This window comes from Pseudomonas sp. FH4 (assembly GCF_000510915.2).
GTDB classification, from domain to species: Bacteria; Pseudomonadota; Gammaproteobacteria; order Pseudomonadales; family Pseudomonadaceae; genus Aquipseudomonas; species Aquipseudomonas brenneri.
Genome location: NZ_AOHN01000004.1, coordinates 58,766 through 73,211, shown reverse-complemented (window position 1 = coordinate 73,211; position 14,446 = coordinate 58,766). Strand labels below are relative to the sequence as shown.

At 56.5% G+C, this 14,446-nt stretch carries 16 protein-coding genes; all 16 read right to left on the bottom strand.

The genetic code is table 11. From position 1 onward, the window contains the following. Positions 1 to 27: 27 nt before the first annotated feature. Entirely contained in the window at positions 28 to 888 is an 861-nt protein-coding gene (atpG, locus tag H097_RS02945; RefSeq protein WP_010565870.1) for a F0F1 ATP synthase subunit gamma, read from the bottom strand. A 50-nt stretch (positions 889 to 938) separates the two neighbouring features. Next, positions 939 to 2,483 carry a F0F1 ATP synthase subunit alpha gene (gene atpA, locus H097_RS02940; RefSeq protein ID WP_029290137.1) on the bottom strand — a complete coding sequence of 515 codons (1,545 nt, stop codon included), beginning with the start codon at positions 2,481 to 2,483 and terminating at the stop codon, positions 939 to 941. A 21-nt stretch (positions 2,484 to 2,504) separates the two neighbouring features. Continuing rightward, positions 2,505 to 3,041 (bottom strand): F0F1 ATP synthase subunit delta, encoded by a 537-nt coding sequence (locus H097_RS02935; protein WP_032857185.1) that lies wholly within the window; start codon positions 3,039 to 3,041, stop codon positions 2,505 to 2,507. A gap of 12 nt (positions 3,042 to 3,053) precedes the next feature. Beyond that, the gene (locus tag H097_RS02930) at positions 3,054 to 3,524 is read right to left on the bottom strand and encodes a F0F1 ATP synthase subunit B (RefSeq protein ID WP_008439543.1); all 471 of its coding nucleotides are present in this window, start codon (positions 3,522 to 3,524) and stop codon (positions 3,054 to 3,056) included. A gap of 56 nt (positions 3,525 to 3,580) precedes the next feature. Then, the gene (gene atpE / locus H097_RS02925) at positions 3,581 to 3,838 is read right to left on the bottom strand and encodes a F0F1 ATP synthase subunit C (protein WP_002555987.1); all 258 of its coding nucleotides are present in this window, start codon (positions 3,836 to 3,838) and stop codon (positions 3,581 to 3,583) included. Between the two features lie 133 nt (positions 3,839 to 3,971). After that, positions 3,972 to 4,841 (bottom strand): F0F1 ATP synthase subunit A, encoded by an 870-nt coding sequence (gene atpB / locus H097_RS02920; protein ID WP_032857183.1) that lies wholly within the window; start codon positions 4,839 to 4,841, stop codon positions 3,972 to 3,974. Positions 4,842 to 4,857: 16 nt separating this feature from the next. Next, on the bottom strand, positions 4,858 to 5,265 hold the full coding sequence (locus H097_RS02915) for a F0F1 ATP synthase subunit I (protein ID WP_010565865.1): 408 nt from the start codon (positions 5,263 to 5,265) through the stop codon (positions 4,858 to 4,860). Positions 5,266 to 5,413: 148 nt separating this feature from the next. Then, positions 5,414 to 6,286 carry a ParB/RepB/Spo0J family partition protein gene (locus H097_RS02910; RefSeq protein WP_032857179.1) on the bottom strand — a complete coding sequence of 291 codons (873 nt, stop codon included), beginning with the start codon at positions 6,284 to 6,286 and terminating at the stop codon, positions 5,414 to 5,416. Between the two features lie 9 nt (positions 6,287 to 6,295). Then, a complete protein-coding gene (locus H097_RS02905) occupies positions 6,296 to 7,093 on the bottom strand; it encodes a ParA family protein (RefSeq protein WP_005792605.1) in 798 nt (265 codons plus the stop codon). An 18-nt stretch (positions 7,094 to 7,111) separates the two neighbouring features. Then, complete coding sequence (gene rsmG, locus H097_RS02900) at positions 7,112 to 7,756, bottom strand: 16S rRNA (guanine(527)-N(7))-methyltransferase RsmG (RefSeq protein ID WP_032857175.1); 645 nt, start codon at positions 7,754 to 7,756, stop codon at positions 7,112 to 7,114. Then, complete coding sequence (gene mnmG / locus H097_RS02895; protein WP_032857204.1) at positions 7,753 to 9,645, bottom strand: tRNA uridine-5-carboxymethylaminomethyl(34) synthesis enzyme MnmG; 1,893 nt, start codon at positions 9,643 to 9,645, stop codon at positions 7,753 to 7,755. Before mnmG ends, rsmG begins: the two co-directional genes overlap by 4 nt. Positions 9,646 to 10,184: 539 nt before the next feature. Continuing rightward, positions 10,185 to 11,555, bottom strand: coding sequence for a tRNA uridine-5-carboxymethylaminomethyl(34) synthesis GTPase MnmE (gene mnmE / locus H097_RS02890; protein WP_032857173.1), 1,371 nt, complete (start codon positions 11,553 to 11,555; stop codon positions 10,185 to 10,187). 79 nt (positions 11,556 to 11,634) lie between these two features. Next, the gene (yidC, locus tag H097_RS02885) at positions 11,635 to 13,317 is read right to left on the bottom strand and encodes a membrane protein insertase YidC (RefSeq protein ID WP_032857171.1); all 1,683 of its coding nucleotides are present in this window, start codon (positions 13,315 to 13,317) and stop codon (positions 11,635 to 11,637) included. Positions 13,318 to 13,319: 2 nt separating this feature from the next. Continuing rightward, positions 13,320 to 13,565 (bottom strand): membrane protein insertion efficiency factor YidD, encoded by a 246-nt coding sequence (yidD, locus tag H097_RS27465; protein WP_010465488.1) that lies wholly within the window; start codon positions 13,563 to 13,565, stop codon positions 13,320 to 13,322. Then, positions 13,558 to 13,962 carry a ribonuclease P protein component gene (gene rnpA / locus H097_RS27460; protein WP_029290189.1) on the bottom strand — a complete coding sequence of 135 codons (405 nt, stop codon included), beginning with the start codon at positions 13,960 to 13,962 and terminating at the stop codon, positions 13,558 to 13,560. The genes yidD and rnpA overlap by 8 nt, the downstream gene beginning before the upstream one ends. Before the next feature lie 16 nt (positions 13,963 to 13,978). After that, positions 13,979 to 14,113, bottom strand: coding sequence for a 50S ribosomal protein L34 (gene rpmH, locus H097_RS27455; protein WP_003213577.1), 135 nt, complete (start codon positions 14,111 to 14,113; stop codon positions 13,979 to 13,981). Positions 14,114 to 14,446 lie beyond the last annotated feature (333 nt).

Genomic DNA, 14,446 nt, shown 5'->3' with positions numbered 1-14,446 from the left:
AGCTGGATCCTCTGAATATTTGAACCGTTAAACCGCGGCAGCGCCGCCGACGATTTCCGAGATCTCTTGGGTGATCGCAGCCTGACGCGCCTTGTTGTAGATCAGCTGCAAATCGCTGATCAGATCACCGGCGTTGTCGGTAGCGTTTTTCATCGCGATCATCCGCGCCGCTTGTTCAGCTGCGTTGTTCTCGACCACCGCCTGGTACACCTGCGACTCCACGTAGCGCACCATCAAGCCGTCAAGCAGCTCTTTGGCGTCTGGTTCGTAGAGGTAGTCCCAGTGGTGCTTGAGTTCCTGATCCGGGGTCGCCACCAGTGGAATCAATTGCTCCACGGTTGGCTGCTGGGTCATGGTGTTGATGAACTTGTTGGATACCACGGACAGGCGGTCAATCCGGCCTTCCAGGTACGCATCCAGCATCACCTTCACACTGCCGATCAAGTCATTGATCGACGGCTCTTCACCCAGGTGGCTGATAGCTGCAACGACGTTACCGCCGAAGTTGCGGAAAAAGGCCGCACCCTTGCTACCAACAACACACAGATCGATCTCGACGCCGTTTTCGCGGTTTACCGCCATGTCCTTGACCAGGGCCTTGAACAGGTTGGTATTCAGACCACCGCACAAACCACGGTCACTGCTCACTACCACATAACCCACACGCTTGACTTCGCGGTCGATCATGAACGGGTGGCGGTATTCCGGGTTGGCGTTGGCCAGATGCCCAATTACCTGGCGGATACGCTCCGCATAAGGACGGCTAGCAGCCATGCGCATTTGTGCCTTGCGCATTTTGCTGACCGCCACTTTCTCCATGGCGCTGGTAATTTTTTGCGTGCTTTTGATGCTCGCAATCTTACTGCGAATCTCTTTTGCGCCTGCCATGTAACACCTATCAGGTTAGCAAGCGGGAGCCTTGCGGCTCCCGCTGCGGCTTACCAGGTTTGGGTGGCCTTGAACTTCTCGATACCGGCCTTCAGGCCAGCGTCGATTTCGTCATTGAAGTCACCCTTCACGTTGATCTTGGCCATCAAATCGGCATGATCTCGGTTGAAGTAAGCAATCAGCGCTTGTTCAAAGCTGCCGACCTTGGCGATTTCGACGTCAGTCAGGAACCCACGCTCAGCGGCATACAGCGACAGCGACATGTCAGCGATCGACATTGGCGCGTATTGCTTCTGCTTCATCAGCTCGGTAACGCGCTGACCATGCTCAAGTTGCTTACGGGTCGCTTCGTCCAGGTCAGAAGCGAACTGGGCGAATGCCGCCAGTTCACGGTACTGAGCCAGAGCGGTACGGATACCACCGGAGAGCTTCTTGATGATCTTGGTCTGAGCGGCACCACCCACACGGGATACCGAAACACCGGCGTTCACAGCAGGACGGATCCCGGAGTTGAACATGGCCGATTCCAGGAAGATCTGACCGTCGGTGATGGAAATCACGTTGGTCGGAACGAACGCGGAAACGTCGCCAGCCTGGGTTTCGATGATCGGCAGTGCGGTCAGGGAACCGGTTTTGCCGGTCACTGCGCCGTTGGTGAACTTCTCTACGTACTCTTCGGATACGCGGGATGCGCGCTCCAGCAGACGGGAGTGGAGATAGAACACGTCGCCTGGGTAGGCTTCACGGCCTGGTGGACGGCGCAGCAGCAGGGAAATCTGGCGGTAAGCCACTGCTTGCTTGGACAGATCGTCATAAACGATCAGCGCGTCTTCACCGCGGTCGCGGAAGAATTCACCCATGGTGCAACCGGAGTACGGTGCCAGGAATTGCAGCGCAGGAGATTCCGAAGCACTGGCAGCCACGATGATCGTGTTGGCCAGGGCGCCGTTTTCTTCCAGCTTGCGAACCACGTTGGCGATGGTCGATTGTTTCTGACCGATCGCTACGTAGACGCAGAAAATGCCGCTGTCTTTCTGGTTGATGATCGCGTCGATCGCCAGAGCGGTCTTGCCGATCTGACGGTCACCGATGATCAGCTCACGCTGGCCACGGCCGACAGGGATCATGGCATCGACAGCCTTGTAGCCAGTCTGTACAGGCTGGTCTACCGACTTACGCCAGATCACGCCTGGAGCAACTTTCTCGACCGCGTCGGTCTCGGTGTTGCCCAGTGGACCTTTACCGTCAACAGGGTTACCCAGTGCGTCGACAACGCGACCCAGCAGTTCCTTACCAACCGGAACTTCGAGGATGCGGCCTGTGCACTTGGCGCTCATGCCTTCAGCCAGACTGGTGTACGCGCCCAATACAACGGCACCTACGGAGTCTTGCTCCAGGTTGAGGGCCATACCGTAGACGCCGCCCGGAAACTCGATCATCTCGCCGTACATTACGTCGGCCAGACCGTGAATCCGCACGATGCCGTCAGATACGCTGACGACAGTGCCTTCGTTACGGGCTTGGGAGGTCACATCGAGCTTGTCGATGCGGCCCTTGATAATTTCACTTATTTCGGAAGGATTGAGTTGCTGCATTGCTCTGCTGCCCCTTCAAACTCAAGATTTCAATGCTTCGGCAAGTTTCGCGATTTTGCCGCGAATCGAGCCATCGATAACCAGGTCGCCGGCACGGATAACAACACCACCAATCAGGGATGCGTCCTCCGAAGCTTGCAGGCGCACTTCCCGATTGAGTCGTGCACTGAGAACCTTGGCGAGTTTGTCTTGCTGTTCTTGGTTCAATGCAAAAGCACTGGTCACTTCAACGTCTACCGACTTCTCTTGCTCGGCCTTGTACAGGTCGAACAGAGCGGCGATCTCCGGCAATAGCGGGAGACGGTCGTTTTCGGCAACGACGTGGATGAAGTTCTGTGCCTTCACATCAAACTTGTCGCCGCACACGTCAATAAACGTGGCGGCCTTGTCTGCGCTCGTCAGTCGCGGGGCCTTGAGCACGCGCTGCATGGTGTCGTCTTGCGACACTGCTGCAGCCAGGCCGAGCATGGCTGACCAAGAGGCCAGCTGCTGGTGGGCCTGGGCGTGCTCGAAGGCTGCCTTAGCGTAAGGTCGGGCCAACGTGGTCAATTCTGCCATGATCGCCCTCGCTTAAATTTCAGCAGCCAGTTTGTTTACCAGCTCCGCGTGCGCGTTTTGATCGATTGTGGCACCCAGGATCTTCTCAGCACCGCCGACGGCCAGAGCACCCAGTTGGGCACGCAGCGCATCTTTGACACCGTTCAATTCCTGTTCGATCTCGGCCTGAGCCTGAACCTTCACACGGTCAGCGTCGATACGGGCTTTTTCAACAGCCTCTTCAACAATCTGGTTACCGCGTTTCTTGGCTTGCTCAATGATTTCAGCTGCCTGAGCCTTCGCTTCGCGCAGTTGCTGACCCGCTTTATCTTGGGCCAACTCCAGGTCGCGAGCTGCTCGTGCGGCAGCGTCCAGTCCATCCGCGATCTTCTTCTGACGTTCGTGCAGAGCCGCGATGACCGGAGGCCATACGAACTTCATGCAGAAAACAACAAAAATCAAGAACGCTAAGGACTGACCAATAATGGTTGCATTAATGTTCACGCCAATACCTCGCTCGTTCGTTGCACAACACACCAATCACTCGAAAAAACGAGTGATTAACCGGCGAGTTGACCAACGAAGGGGTTCGCGAAGGTGAAGAACAGAGCGATACCAACACCGATCATGGTCACGGCGTCGAGCAGGCCGGCAACGATGAACATTTTAACTTGCAGCATTGGAACCATTTCTGGCTGACGCGCTGCGCCTTCCAGGAACTTGCCGCCCAACAGGCCGAAACCAATGGCAGTACCCAGGGCGCCCAGGCCGATCAACAGTGCAACAGCGATAGCGGTTAGACCAACTACAGTTTCCATCTTTCCTCCCGACTTTTACGTCGTATGGTTTAGGTTTTTTAGATTTTAAAGCGGTAAAACAAATCGTTTCATAGCCCTTTGGGGCCACCTTCCCGTTTCACCGGGAAGGACATCAGACTAGTCGAGACTGGTCTTAATGGTTCTCTTCGTGCGCCATCGACAGGTAGACGATGGTCAGCATCATGAAGATAAACGCCTGCAGGGTGATGATCAGGATGTGGAACACAGCCCACGCCCACTGCAGAACAATGCCCAGGCCGCTAAGCCAGAGCAGGCCGCTGCCGAACATCACAGCGATCAGAATGAACACCAGTTCGCCGGCATACATGTTGCCGAACAGTCGCAGAGCCAGGGAAATCGGCTTGGCGATCAGGGTCACGAATTCCAGCAGGAAGTTCACCGGGATCAGCAAGGCTTGAACGAAGATGTTCTTGCTGCCGAACGGGTGCAGGGTCAGTTCGCCGATGAAGCCGCCGATGCCCTTGATCTTGATGCTGTAGAAAATGATCAGCGCGAACACCGACAGGGCCATGCCCAGGGTAGCGTTCGGGTCAGTGGTCGATACCGCACGGAACGGGATGTGCGGGTCGCCGGAGATCGCCATGGCCAACTGAGGAATCCAGTCCACCGGAATCAGGTCGACGGCGTTCATCAGGAACACCCAGACGAAAATGGTCAGTGCCAGCGGTGCAATCACCGGGCTACGGCCATGGAAGCTGTCTTTCACGCTGGTATCGACGAATTCGACCAATACTTCAACGAAGTTCTGCAAAGCACCTGGCTGACCGGAAGTCGCCTTCTTTGCCGCCATGCGGAAAATCAGGACGAAGATCAGACCCAATGCGACCGACCAGCCCAGAGTATCCAGGTGGAAAGCCCAGAAGCCCATTTCTTTGGCTTCTGCTGCGGAGTGGGCAAAGCCCCAGCCGCCGTTGGGAAGCTGACCGAAGGTCAGGTTCTGCAAGTGGTGCTGGATATAGCCCGAAGCGGTTGTTTCTGCCATGGTTGCCTCAAACGCCCTAAGGTTTCGAAAGTCTTGTTTTCATTAGCAGGGGAGCGAACCAGCTGACCAGTTGGGTCAACACGAAGACGCCGAATACAGCTAGCGGCGCCAATGGCTTCACACCTGCAAAGGTCAGTGCAAACAGCACTGCCGTCAAAATCAGTTTCCCTGCCTCGCCGGCATAAAAGGACCGGACGATAGCCTGGGCTGCTCGGGCGCCGGAAAACCGAAAGGCCCTGTGAGCAAAATACATATTGGGCAGCAAGGCTATCAGGCCTCCGCAGAGTCCTGAATATCCGGCTACGACCCCATGCCAATACCAAAGCGCCAATGCGGCGATCAGCAAAATGACAAATTGGGCCAATAAAACCGGAAAAACGGCCAAGCGATGGAACGGCAACGTGTTTGGCGTGCGGGTTTCCATCACTCTTGCTCCTCAATGGTCGGCTGCCGGAAATCAATAACTTGGCATAATTTGTGCCGACAAAATGCGCGCAGAGTATAGGGGCGGTTCAGCCCCTATTCAACTGCCGGGTAGTGATTTCCGACTGCGCGCTACATAAGCAAATGTTTCAGCGGATGTGGGAAAGAACGCCCTGAAGCTCATCAAGGGAGTTATATCCGATAACCAATTGCCCTTTGCCCTTCTTGCCGTGGCGAATTTGCACCGCAGAGCCCAGCCGCTCGGCCAGGCGCTGCTCCAGACGCGCAATATCCGGATCAGTTTTGACTGTTTCGACCGGTGCAGGTTTGCCACTGAGCCACTGGCGAACCAGGGCCTCGGTCTGACGAACGGTGAGACCTCGTGCGACAACGTGTCGCGCCCCTTCAACCTGTTGATTTTCCGGCAAACCGAGCAAAGCCCGGGCATGACCCATTTCCAGGTCGCCGTGGGACAGCATGGTCTTGATCACTTCAGGAAGCGCGATCAGGCGCAGCAGGTTGGAAACCGTGACACGGGATTTGCCCACCGCATCGGCTACTTCCTGCTGGGTCAGCTTGAATTCCTGCTGCAAGCGCTGCAGGGCAATGGCTTCCTCGATGGGATTGAGGTCTTCACGCTGGATATTCTCGATCAGCGCCATGGCGATGGCCGTTTCATCCGGTACATCGCGCACCATCGCCGGGATGGTTTCCTGGCCGGCCTGCTGGCTGGCGCGCCAGCGGCGTTCGCCGGCGATGATTTCAAAGCGACCGCCGCCAATGGGGCGCACGACAATCGGCTGCATCACGCCCTGGGCCTTGATCGAATTCGCCAACTCCTCCAGCGCCTGCGGGTCCATGTCCCGGCGCGGCTGGTACTTGCCACGCTGGATCAGGTCCAGCGGCAAATGTTGCAACTCACGCGAGTCGGCCTGCACCGCCTGTTCTTCCAGCGAAGTGACAGTCGGACCACTCAGCAGTGCATCCAGTCCACGTCCGAGACCTCGTTTCTTGACGGCCATGGGGATTCCTTAAGTTGGCTGGGCTGCAGCGGTGCGTGAATTGCGACGTTGGCGACGAACCATCTCGCCGGCCAGCGCCAGGTAGGCAATGGCACCACGCGATGACTTGTCGTACGCCAGCGCGGGCATGCCATAGCTTGGCGCTTCGGCCAGGCGGATGTTGCGTGGAATCACGGTGTCGTAGAGCTGATCGCCAAAGTGCTCCTTGAGCTGCGCCGACACATCGTTCATCAGGCTCAGCCGCGGGTCATACATGGTCCGCAGCAGGCCTTCGACTTTCAGGTTCGGGTTGAGCAGCTCGGCGATGCGCTTGATGTTATCCACAAGGTCGCTCAAGCCTTCGAGGGCGAAGTACTCGCACTGCATGGGGATAATCACCCCATCGGCGGCGACTAACGCGTTGAGCGTGAGCATCGACAGCGACGGCGGGCAGTCGATCAAAATGTAGTCGTAATTCTCGCGGATCGGCGCCAGGGCGCTGCGCAGACGGCTTTCTTTCATCTGCATTTCCAGCAGCACCACTTCCGCCGCGGTCAAATCGCGGTTGGCCGGCAGCAGTTGATAACCGCCGTGCTCGGAATAGTGCATGGCCTGGGCCAGGTCGCACTCGCCAATCAGCAAGTCGTAGACCGAGTTTTCCAGGCCGTGTTTATCCACACCGCTACCCATGGTGGCGTTGCCCTGTGGATCGAGGTCGATCAACAGCACCCGACGCTTGGTAGCGACCAGGGATGCTGCGAGGTTGATGCAGGTGGTGGTTTTGCCCACGCCACCTTTCTGGTTCGCTATCGCGAATACCTTAGCCATTCTTGCTTGTGTTCCCAATCATGCCGTGCGGCGCAGTATCAGCAGATGGCGTTGGCCTTGGCAACCGGGTACGGCCAAGGCGTGTTCGCTATCGAGGTGGAAGTCTGCCGGCAATGCTAACAGCTCGTCGCTTGGATGAACGCCCTTCATTGCCAGCCAACGGGTGTTCAGGTCGCCCAGGTGGCGGGTCCAGTTGCTGAAGTTCTCCATGCTGCTGAAAGCCCGGGAAACAATTCCGTTGAAAGGCAGTTCAGGCGTGAAGGCTTCGACGCGGCTGTGGATAACTTGCAGGTTGTCCAGCTTGAGTTCGAGTTTGACCTGGGTCAGGAAGCGGGTTTTCTTGCCGTTGCTGTCCAGGCAGGTCACTTGCGACTCGGGAAACAGGATCGCCAGGGGGATGCCGGGCATGCCACCGCCACTGCCGACGTCCAGCCAGCGGCCGTTTTCGATAAACGGCATCACGCTCAAGCTGTCGAGCAGATGCCGCGATACCATTTCGTCCGGATCGCGCACCGCAGTGAGGTTGTAGGCCTTGTTCCATTTGATCAACAGGGCCAGGTAACCCAACAGCAACTCGTGCTGGGCTTCGGTCAGGTCCACGCCCAATTGGCGCGCACCTGTGGATAACTCTTCGGCGTGTTGCGAGGTGACCAACGAACTCAAGCGCTTTGCTCCAACTGACGGCCCGCGCCGCGTTTTTTCAAATGAATCATCAACAGCGAAATGGCTGCCGGGGTGACACCCGGGATACGGGAAGCCTGGCCCAGAGTCTCGGGACGAGTTATCCCCAGCTTGCTTTGAATCTCTTTCGACAGGCCGGAAATCCCGGTGTAATCGATATCCACAGGCAGCTTGGTGTCTTCACTAGCGCGCAGCCTGGCGATTTCGTCCTGCTGGCGGTCAATGTAACCGGCATATTTGGTCTTTATTTCGACCTGCTCGGCAACCTGTGGATCTTCTGCACCGCCACCAGTCACTTCGACCAGACCAGCGTAGTCGATTTCCGGACGGGACAGCAGGTTCAACAGATTGTATTCGTGAGTCAGCGGCGTGCCGAATTTTTCGGCAATCGCATCGCCCTGCTCAGTGCCCGGGCGCACCCAGGTACTTTTCAGACGCTGCTCTTCGACTTCGATGCTCTCGCGTTTTTTGCAGAACGCTGCCCAGCGTGCATCATCGACCAGGCCCAGCTCGCGACCTTTTTCGGTCAGGCGCAGGTCGGCGTTGTCTTCGCGCAGGATCAGGCGATATTCGGCCCGGGACGTGAACATCCGGTACGGTTCCTGGGTACCGAGGGTAATCAGGTCGTCAACCAACACGCCGATGTACGCTTCATCGCGACGCGGGCACCAGCTGTCTTTGCCCTGGGCGCGCAATGCCGCGTTGGTCCCGGCCAGCAAACCCTGGGCGCCGGCTTCTTCGTAACCGGTGGTGCCATTGATTTGCCCGGCGAAGAACAGACCGCCGATCACTTTGGTTTCCAGGCTGTATTTCAAGTCCCGCGGATCGAAGTAGTCGTACTCGATGGCGTAGCCAGGTCGCACGATGTGCGCGTTTTCCATGCCGCGAATCGACTGCACGATCTGGATTTGCACGTCGAATGGCAGGGAAGTGGAAATCCCGTTCGGGTACAGCTCGTGGGTGGTCAAGCCTTCCGGCTCGATGAAGACCTGGTGGCTTTCCTTGTCGGCAAAGCGGTGGATCTTGTCTTCGATCGACGGGCAATAACGTGGGCCAATACCTTCGATCACTCCGGAATACATCGGCGAACGATCAAGATTGGCCGCGATGATTTCGTGGGTCCGCGCATTGGTGTGGGTAATCCAGCAACTCACCTGTTTGGGGTGCTGCTCTTTGGAACCCATGAACGACATCACCGGGATTGGCGTGTCCCCGGCTTGCTCGGTCATCACCGAGAAATCCACAGAACGCCCGTCGATACGCGGCGGGGTCCCGGTTTTCAGACGACCGACACGCAGTGGCAGTTCGCGCAGGCGATGAGCCAGGGCGATGGACGGCGGATCACCGGCACGGCCACCCGAATAGTTCTGCATCCCGATGTGGATAAGTCCACCGAGGAACGTGCCGGTGGTCAGCACCACGGATTCTGCAAAGAAACGCAGGCCCATTTGCGTGACAACGCCGCGCACTTGGTCCTGTTCGACGATCAGGTCGTCAGCAGCCTGCTGAAATATCCACAGGTTGGGCTGGTTTTCCAGGGTTTCGCGCACCGCGGCCTTGTACAGGATGCGGTCGGCTTGTGCCCGGGTAGCACGCACGGCCGGGCCTTTGCGGCTGTTGAGCACGCGAAATTGAATACCACCCTTGTCGGTAGCCATGGCCATCACACCGCCAAGGGCATCGATTTCCTTGACCAGATGGCTTTTGCCAATCCCACCGATGGCGGGGTTGCAACTCATGGCACCGAGGGTTTCCACGTTGTGCGTCAGCAACAGGGTTTTGACCCCCATGCGGGCTGACGCCAGTGCTGCCTCGGTACCGGCATGACCGCCGCCGATGACGATCACTTCAAAACGGGAAGGGAAATCCACCACGCACCTCGTGCCTGCTTATGTAGGTAATCAGGAATTGTTTGTTGAAAGAGTTTTAGAGCTATGGCGGCAAGTATAGGGACTTAGCCCTTCCTAAAGAACCCTTTGCACAAAATTTAACCAGCTGTGGATGAATCAGAGGTAATAGAAATTAAAAGAGAGAAATTTATTAAATCTTTGTTTTTATGTTTATTTCTACTGAGCCTACTTTCTGTGGATAGATCTCTACAGGCCTTTGTTTACGTTGTGTACAGAGATTCAAAAGTCTGTGGTTAGGTGCCAATGAGGCCCTTGGATAAGTGCTCTAAGCCTGTGGATTAAACAGGTGCTTATCCACAGGTGGGTTTTTACTCATGTTTCAAGCCCTGTTATCAACCGGGCACAGGGGCGGTTATTCACAGGGCTTAATCCACAGAAACGGCAAATTTCACCCACGGCAAGGCACCTCGGTGTGAGGTAAATGTCAGGAAATACGAAGGTGTGCCCCGAAACGGGCAAAACAGACAGGCACGAACGGCCTGTCTGTGAACAACGAAGGGTTATTTACCGATGCAGAAGCTGGAAAAGATCCTGCCGAGCAGATCATCGGAGCTGAATGCCCCGGTAATTTCCCCCAGCAGTTGCTGCGCCTGCCGTAAATCTTCGGCTAGCAGCTCTCCTGCACCCGCCAGCGTCAGCTGTGCCCTACCGTGCTCAAGGGCGGCACTGGCATGGCGTAGGGCTTCAAGGTGCCTGCGACGAGCACTGAAGCTGCTTTCCGAGGTCTGTTCATAACCCATGCACGCCTTGAGATGATCGCGCAGCAGTTCCAGGCCATCGCCGGCAGACTTGGCGCTGAGGCTGATCGTGACATGGCCATCGTCGCTGACTTCCAGGGCAATGGCTTCACCCGTCAGGTCCGCTTTGTTGCGAATCAGCGTGACTTTGGCCGGGTCCGGCCGTTGTTCAAGGAATTCGGGCCACAGCGCAAAAGGATCCACGGCCTCGGGTGCTGTGGCATCCACCACCAACAGCACCCGATCGGCTTCACTGATGGCCTTGAGCGCCCGTTCCACACCGATTTTTTCTACCTGGTCATCGGTATCGCGTAAGCCGGCGGTATCGACCACGTGCAGCGGCATGCCATCAATGTGGATGTGTTCGCGCAGGATATCCCGGGTGGTACCGGCAATCTCGGTGACAATGGCGGCTTCACGACCCGCAAGAGCGTTGAGCAAACTGGACTTGCCGGCGTTGGGCCGACCAGCAATCACCACTGTCATGCCATCGCGCAGCAATGCGCCCTGCCCGGCTTCCTTCAGGACTGTGGATAACTCATCGCGGACCTTATCGAGCATGGCCAGGACATGGCCATCGGCGAGAAAGTCGATTTCCTCTTCCGGGAAATCAATGGCGGCCTCGACATAGATGCGCAAACTGATCAGTTGCTCGGTGAGGTTATGCACACGCAGGGAAAACGCCCCCTGCAGCGAGCGCAACGCATTGCGTGCGGCCTGTGCAGAACTGGCCTCGATCAGGTCGGCAATCGCCTCGGCCTGGGCCAGGTCGAGTTTGTCATTGAGAAACGCGCGCTCGCTGAACTCACCCGGCCGGGCCAGGCGGCAACCCAGCTGCAGGCAGCGTTGCAGCAACATATCCAGGACGACAGGGCCGCCATGGCCTTGCAGTTCCAGCACATCTTCACCGGTGAATGAGTTTGGTCCCGGGAAATACAGGGCCAGGCCCTCATCCAGTACCTCAAGCTCCTCGCCGAAAAAAGGCCCGTAATGCGCATACCGGGGCTTTAGCTCACGCCCGCTGATGGCTTGGGCAGCGATGCCGGCAAGCGGCCCGGAAATACGAACGATACCGACACCGCCCCGGCCTTGAGCAGTGGCGACGGCAGCGATGGTTTCACGAGGAGCGCTCATCAGCGGTTTCCCAGACAAAAGTGACAGAATGCAAAACGCCCCACGAGGGGGCGTCTTGAGTGGTTATCCACAGAGTAAGTTACGCCTCGGCTTTTTTGGCAGCCGCTTCGATCTTACGTGTGATGTACCACTGTTGAGAGATCGACAACACGTTGTTGACCACCCAGTACAGAACCAGACCAGCCGGGAACCACAGGAAGAAGAAGGTGAAGATGATTGGCATCATTTTCATCACCTTGGCCTGCATCGGATCCGGAGGAGTCGGGTTCAGACGCTGCTGGATGAACATGGTCGCGCCCATGATGATCGGCAGGATAAAGAACGGGTCTTTGATCGACAAGTCAGTTATCCACAGCATGAACGGCGCTTGGCGCATTTCCACGCTTTCCAGGAGCACCCAGTACAGCGACAGGAATACCGGCATCTGTACCAGAATCGGCAAGCATCCACCCAACGGGTTGATCTTCTCTTTCTTGTACAGCTCCATCATGGCTTGCGACATTTTCTGCCGGTCGTCGCCATGTTGCTCTTTCAGTGCAGCCAGTTTCGGTGCAACCGCACGCATACGGGCCATCGATTTGTAGCTGGCGGCCGACAGCGGGAAGAAAATCCCTTTGATCAGCATGGTCAGGAAGATGATCGACCAGCCCCAGTTACCAACGATGCTGTGGATATGTTGCAGCAACCAGAAGATTGGCTGGGCAATGAACCACAGAATGCCGTAATCCACAGTCAGTTCCAGACCTGGGGATAACTCCTTGAGTACTGCCTGGCTTTTTGGGCCGGCATACAAGGTGGCGCTGGTTTCAGCCTTGGCACCTGGCGCAACGGTCAACGCCGGGCCAGTGAAACCGATGATGTAGTTGCCCTGGTTGTCCTTACGGGTCTGAACCAGGTTGGCTTCGCCCTTGTTCGGGATCCATGCGGTTACAAAGTAGTGTTGCAGCCAGGCTACCCAACCACCTTGTACTGTCTCTTTCAGCGCGCCCTTGTCGATATCTTTCATCGACACTTTTTTGTACGGCTCGTTACTTGTCCACAGGGCGGCGCCCAGGTAAGTCGCGGTGCCAGTGGCAGTGCTGGAGGAAGGATCGGAGCTGCCATCACGCTTGAGCTGGGCAAACAAGTTGCCCGTCCAGGCTTTTTCGCTGGTGTTGTCGATCAGATAGGTGACTTTCAGATCGTACAAACCGCGAGTGAAGCTGAAACGCTTGATGTAATTGACGCCGTCGTGACTGAATTTCAGGTCGACGTTCAACTGGTTCTGGCCATCAGCCAGTTGATAAGTCTTCTGTTCGGTCGAATAAACCGGACGACCGGTAGCACGAGCATCAGGACCATCAGTCCCAGTCAGGCCGCTTTGTGCCAGATAAACACGTTCGCCACCGTTATCGAACAACTGGAAAGGAACATCCGGGTGGTCTTGGCGACGTGGATACAGTGGCAATTTCAGTTGGGCGATATCGCCACCCTGTGGATCGATCGCCAGGTCCAGTACATCCGTTTTGACGTGGATGAGGTCTTTATTGGTGATGACCGCGTTGTCTACAGGGGTGCTGGTATCGGCATTCGCGCTGGGTACATCGGCACTGGCGGAAGCATTGTTACCCAACGGTGCATCTGCAATAGCAGGAGCAGACTGATTGGTAGCAACATTCTGAGTCGGCAGGGCAGCCTGGCCATAGTCCTGGTTCCATTTCAGAACCATAACGTAGGACACGATTGCCAGGGCGACGATCAGGATCGTGCGTTTAATATCCATGATTACTCGGCCATCGAAGAAGAACGGGAGGTAGGGATAGGCGGAACCGGGTCATAACCACCGGGATTCCACGGATGACAGCGACCTAAACGACGAAAGGTCAGCCAGCCACCGCGCAGAAGGCCATGATTTTCTATGGCTTCATACGCGTAGCAGGAACAACTGGGGTAGAAACGACAGTGGCTGGCCATCAGCGGACTAATGGCATAACGGTAAAACTGGATCGGAACGAGGGCCAGTTTACGCATCAGTGCTGTCTACCCCTACAGTTTCGGGGCTGACTGCTGGGGTTGGCTTGCTGGTGCGAGCCAAACGTTTCCAGAGCTTGCCGAAATGCTGAATCAATTCGGGGTTTTCTACGTCCCCCAAGCCTTTGCGCGCGACGATAACAATATCCCAACCAACCAGAGTGTCCTGGTGGAGGCGAAACGATTCGCGCATCAGACGCTTGAGGCGATTGCGCTCAACGGAGAGCTTTACGCTCTTCTTGCCGATCACCAACCCGAGACGGGGGTGATCCAGATCGTTGTTACGCGCAAGGAGCAGGAGATTTTTCCCCGGAACCTTGCCGGTGGGGGAGTCAAAGACTGCCTTGAAATGCCGGGGGGTTAGCAGACGCTTTTCCCGACTGAAGTCCTGACTCACCACCAGTACCGGATTATCAAACTGCCAGACGCGCACGACCTTTGGCGCGGCGACGCGACAGGACAGCACGGCCGTTCTTGGTAGCCATGCGAGCACGGAAACCGTGGGTACGGGCGCGTTTGATGGTGCTTGGTTGGAAAGTACGTTTCATGGCGTGTTACCTGGTTCGTCCACAACGGGCCGGAATGGCCCCCGTTTTAAGAGACCGGGGATTCTAGAGAAAGCAAGCCTCTAGGTCAATTTCCAACCAGCTATTCCTGCAATTAGATATCTGAAGGCCTTGGGACCGATTCCGTGAGGTTCGACTTTCATGAGCAATGCCATAGATATAAAAATAAAGAAGGAAGTTATTTAAAGCTTTTCTGTAAAGCTTATAAAAGCTAGGGAGCCGATCATCTGTGGATAACTGACTTAAGGCCTTGTTCCACGTGCTGTACAGAGAATGACAACACGGGGGAGAAACGGTGCTCTGCCTGTGCTGCGC

Excerpts from the sequence above, each read along its gene's own strand:
- atpG (WP_010565870.1), bottom strand. The coding sequence starts at position 888 with ATGGCAGGCGCAAAAGAGATTCGCAGTAAGATTGCGAGCATCAAAAGC.
- atpA (WP_029290137.1), bottom strand. The coding sequence starts at position 2,483 with ATGCAGCAACTCAATCCTTCCGAAATAAGTGAAATTATCAAGGGCCGC.
- H097_RS02935 (WP_032857185.1), bottom strand. The coding sequence starts at position 3,041 with ATGGCAGAATTGACCACGTTGGCCCGACCTTACGCTAAGGCAGCCTTC.
- atpE (WP_002555987.1), bottom strand. The coding sequence starts at position 3,838 with ATGGAAACTGTAGTTGGTCTAACCGCTATCGCTGTTGCACTGTTGATC.
- atpB (WP_032857183.1), bottom strand. The coding sequence starts at position 4,841 with ATGGCAGAAACAACCGCTTCGGGCTATATCCAGCACCACTTGCAGAAC.
- H097_RS02915 (WP_010565865.1), bottom strand. The coding sequence starts at position 5,265 with ATGGAAACCCGCACGCCAAACACGTTGCCGTTCCATCGCTTGGCCGTT.
- H097_RS02910 (WP_032857179.1), bottom strand. The coding sequence starts at position 6,286 with ATGGCCGTCAAGAAACGAGGTCTCGGACGTGGACTGGATGCACTGCTG.
- H097_RS02905 (WP_005792605.1), bottom strand. The coding sequence starts at position 7,093 with ATGGCTAAGGTATTCGCGATAGCGAACCAGAAAGGTGGCGTGGGCAAA.
- mnmE (WP_032857173.1), bottom strand. The coding sequence starts at position 11,555 with ATGAGCGCTCCTCGTGAAACCATCGCTGCCGTCGCCACTGCTCAAGGC.
- yidC (WP_032857171.1), bottom strand. The coding sequence starts at position 13,317 with ATGGATATTAAACGCACGATCCTGATCGTCGCCCTGGCAATCGTGTCC.
- yidD (WP_010465488.1), bottom strand. The coding sequence starts at position 13,565 with ATGCGTAAACTGGCCCTCGTTCCGATCCAGTTTTACCGTTATGCCATT.
- rpmH (WP_003213577.1), bottom strand. The coding sequence starts at position 14,113 with ATGAAACGTACTTTCCAACCAAGCACCATCAAACGCGCCCGTACCCAC.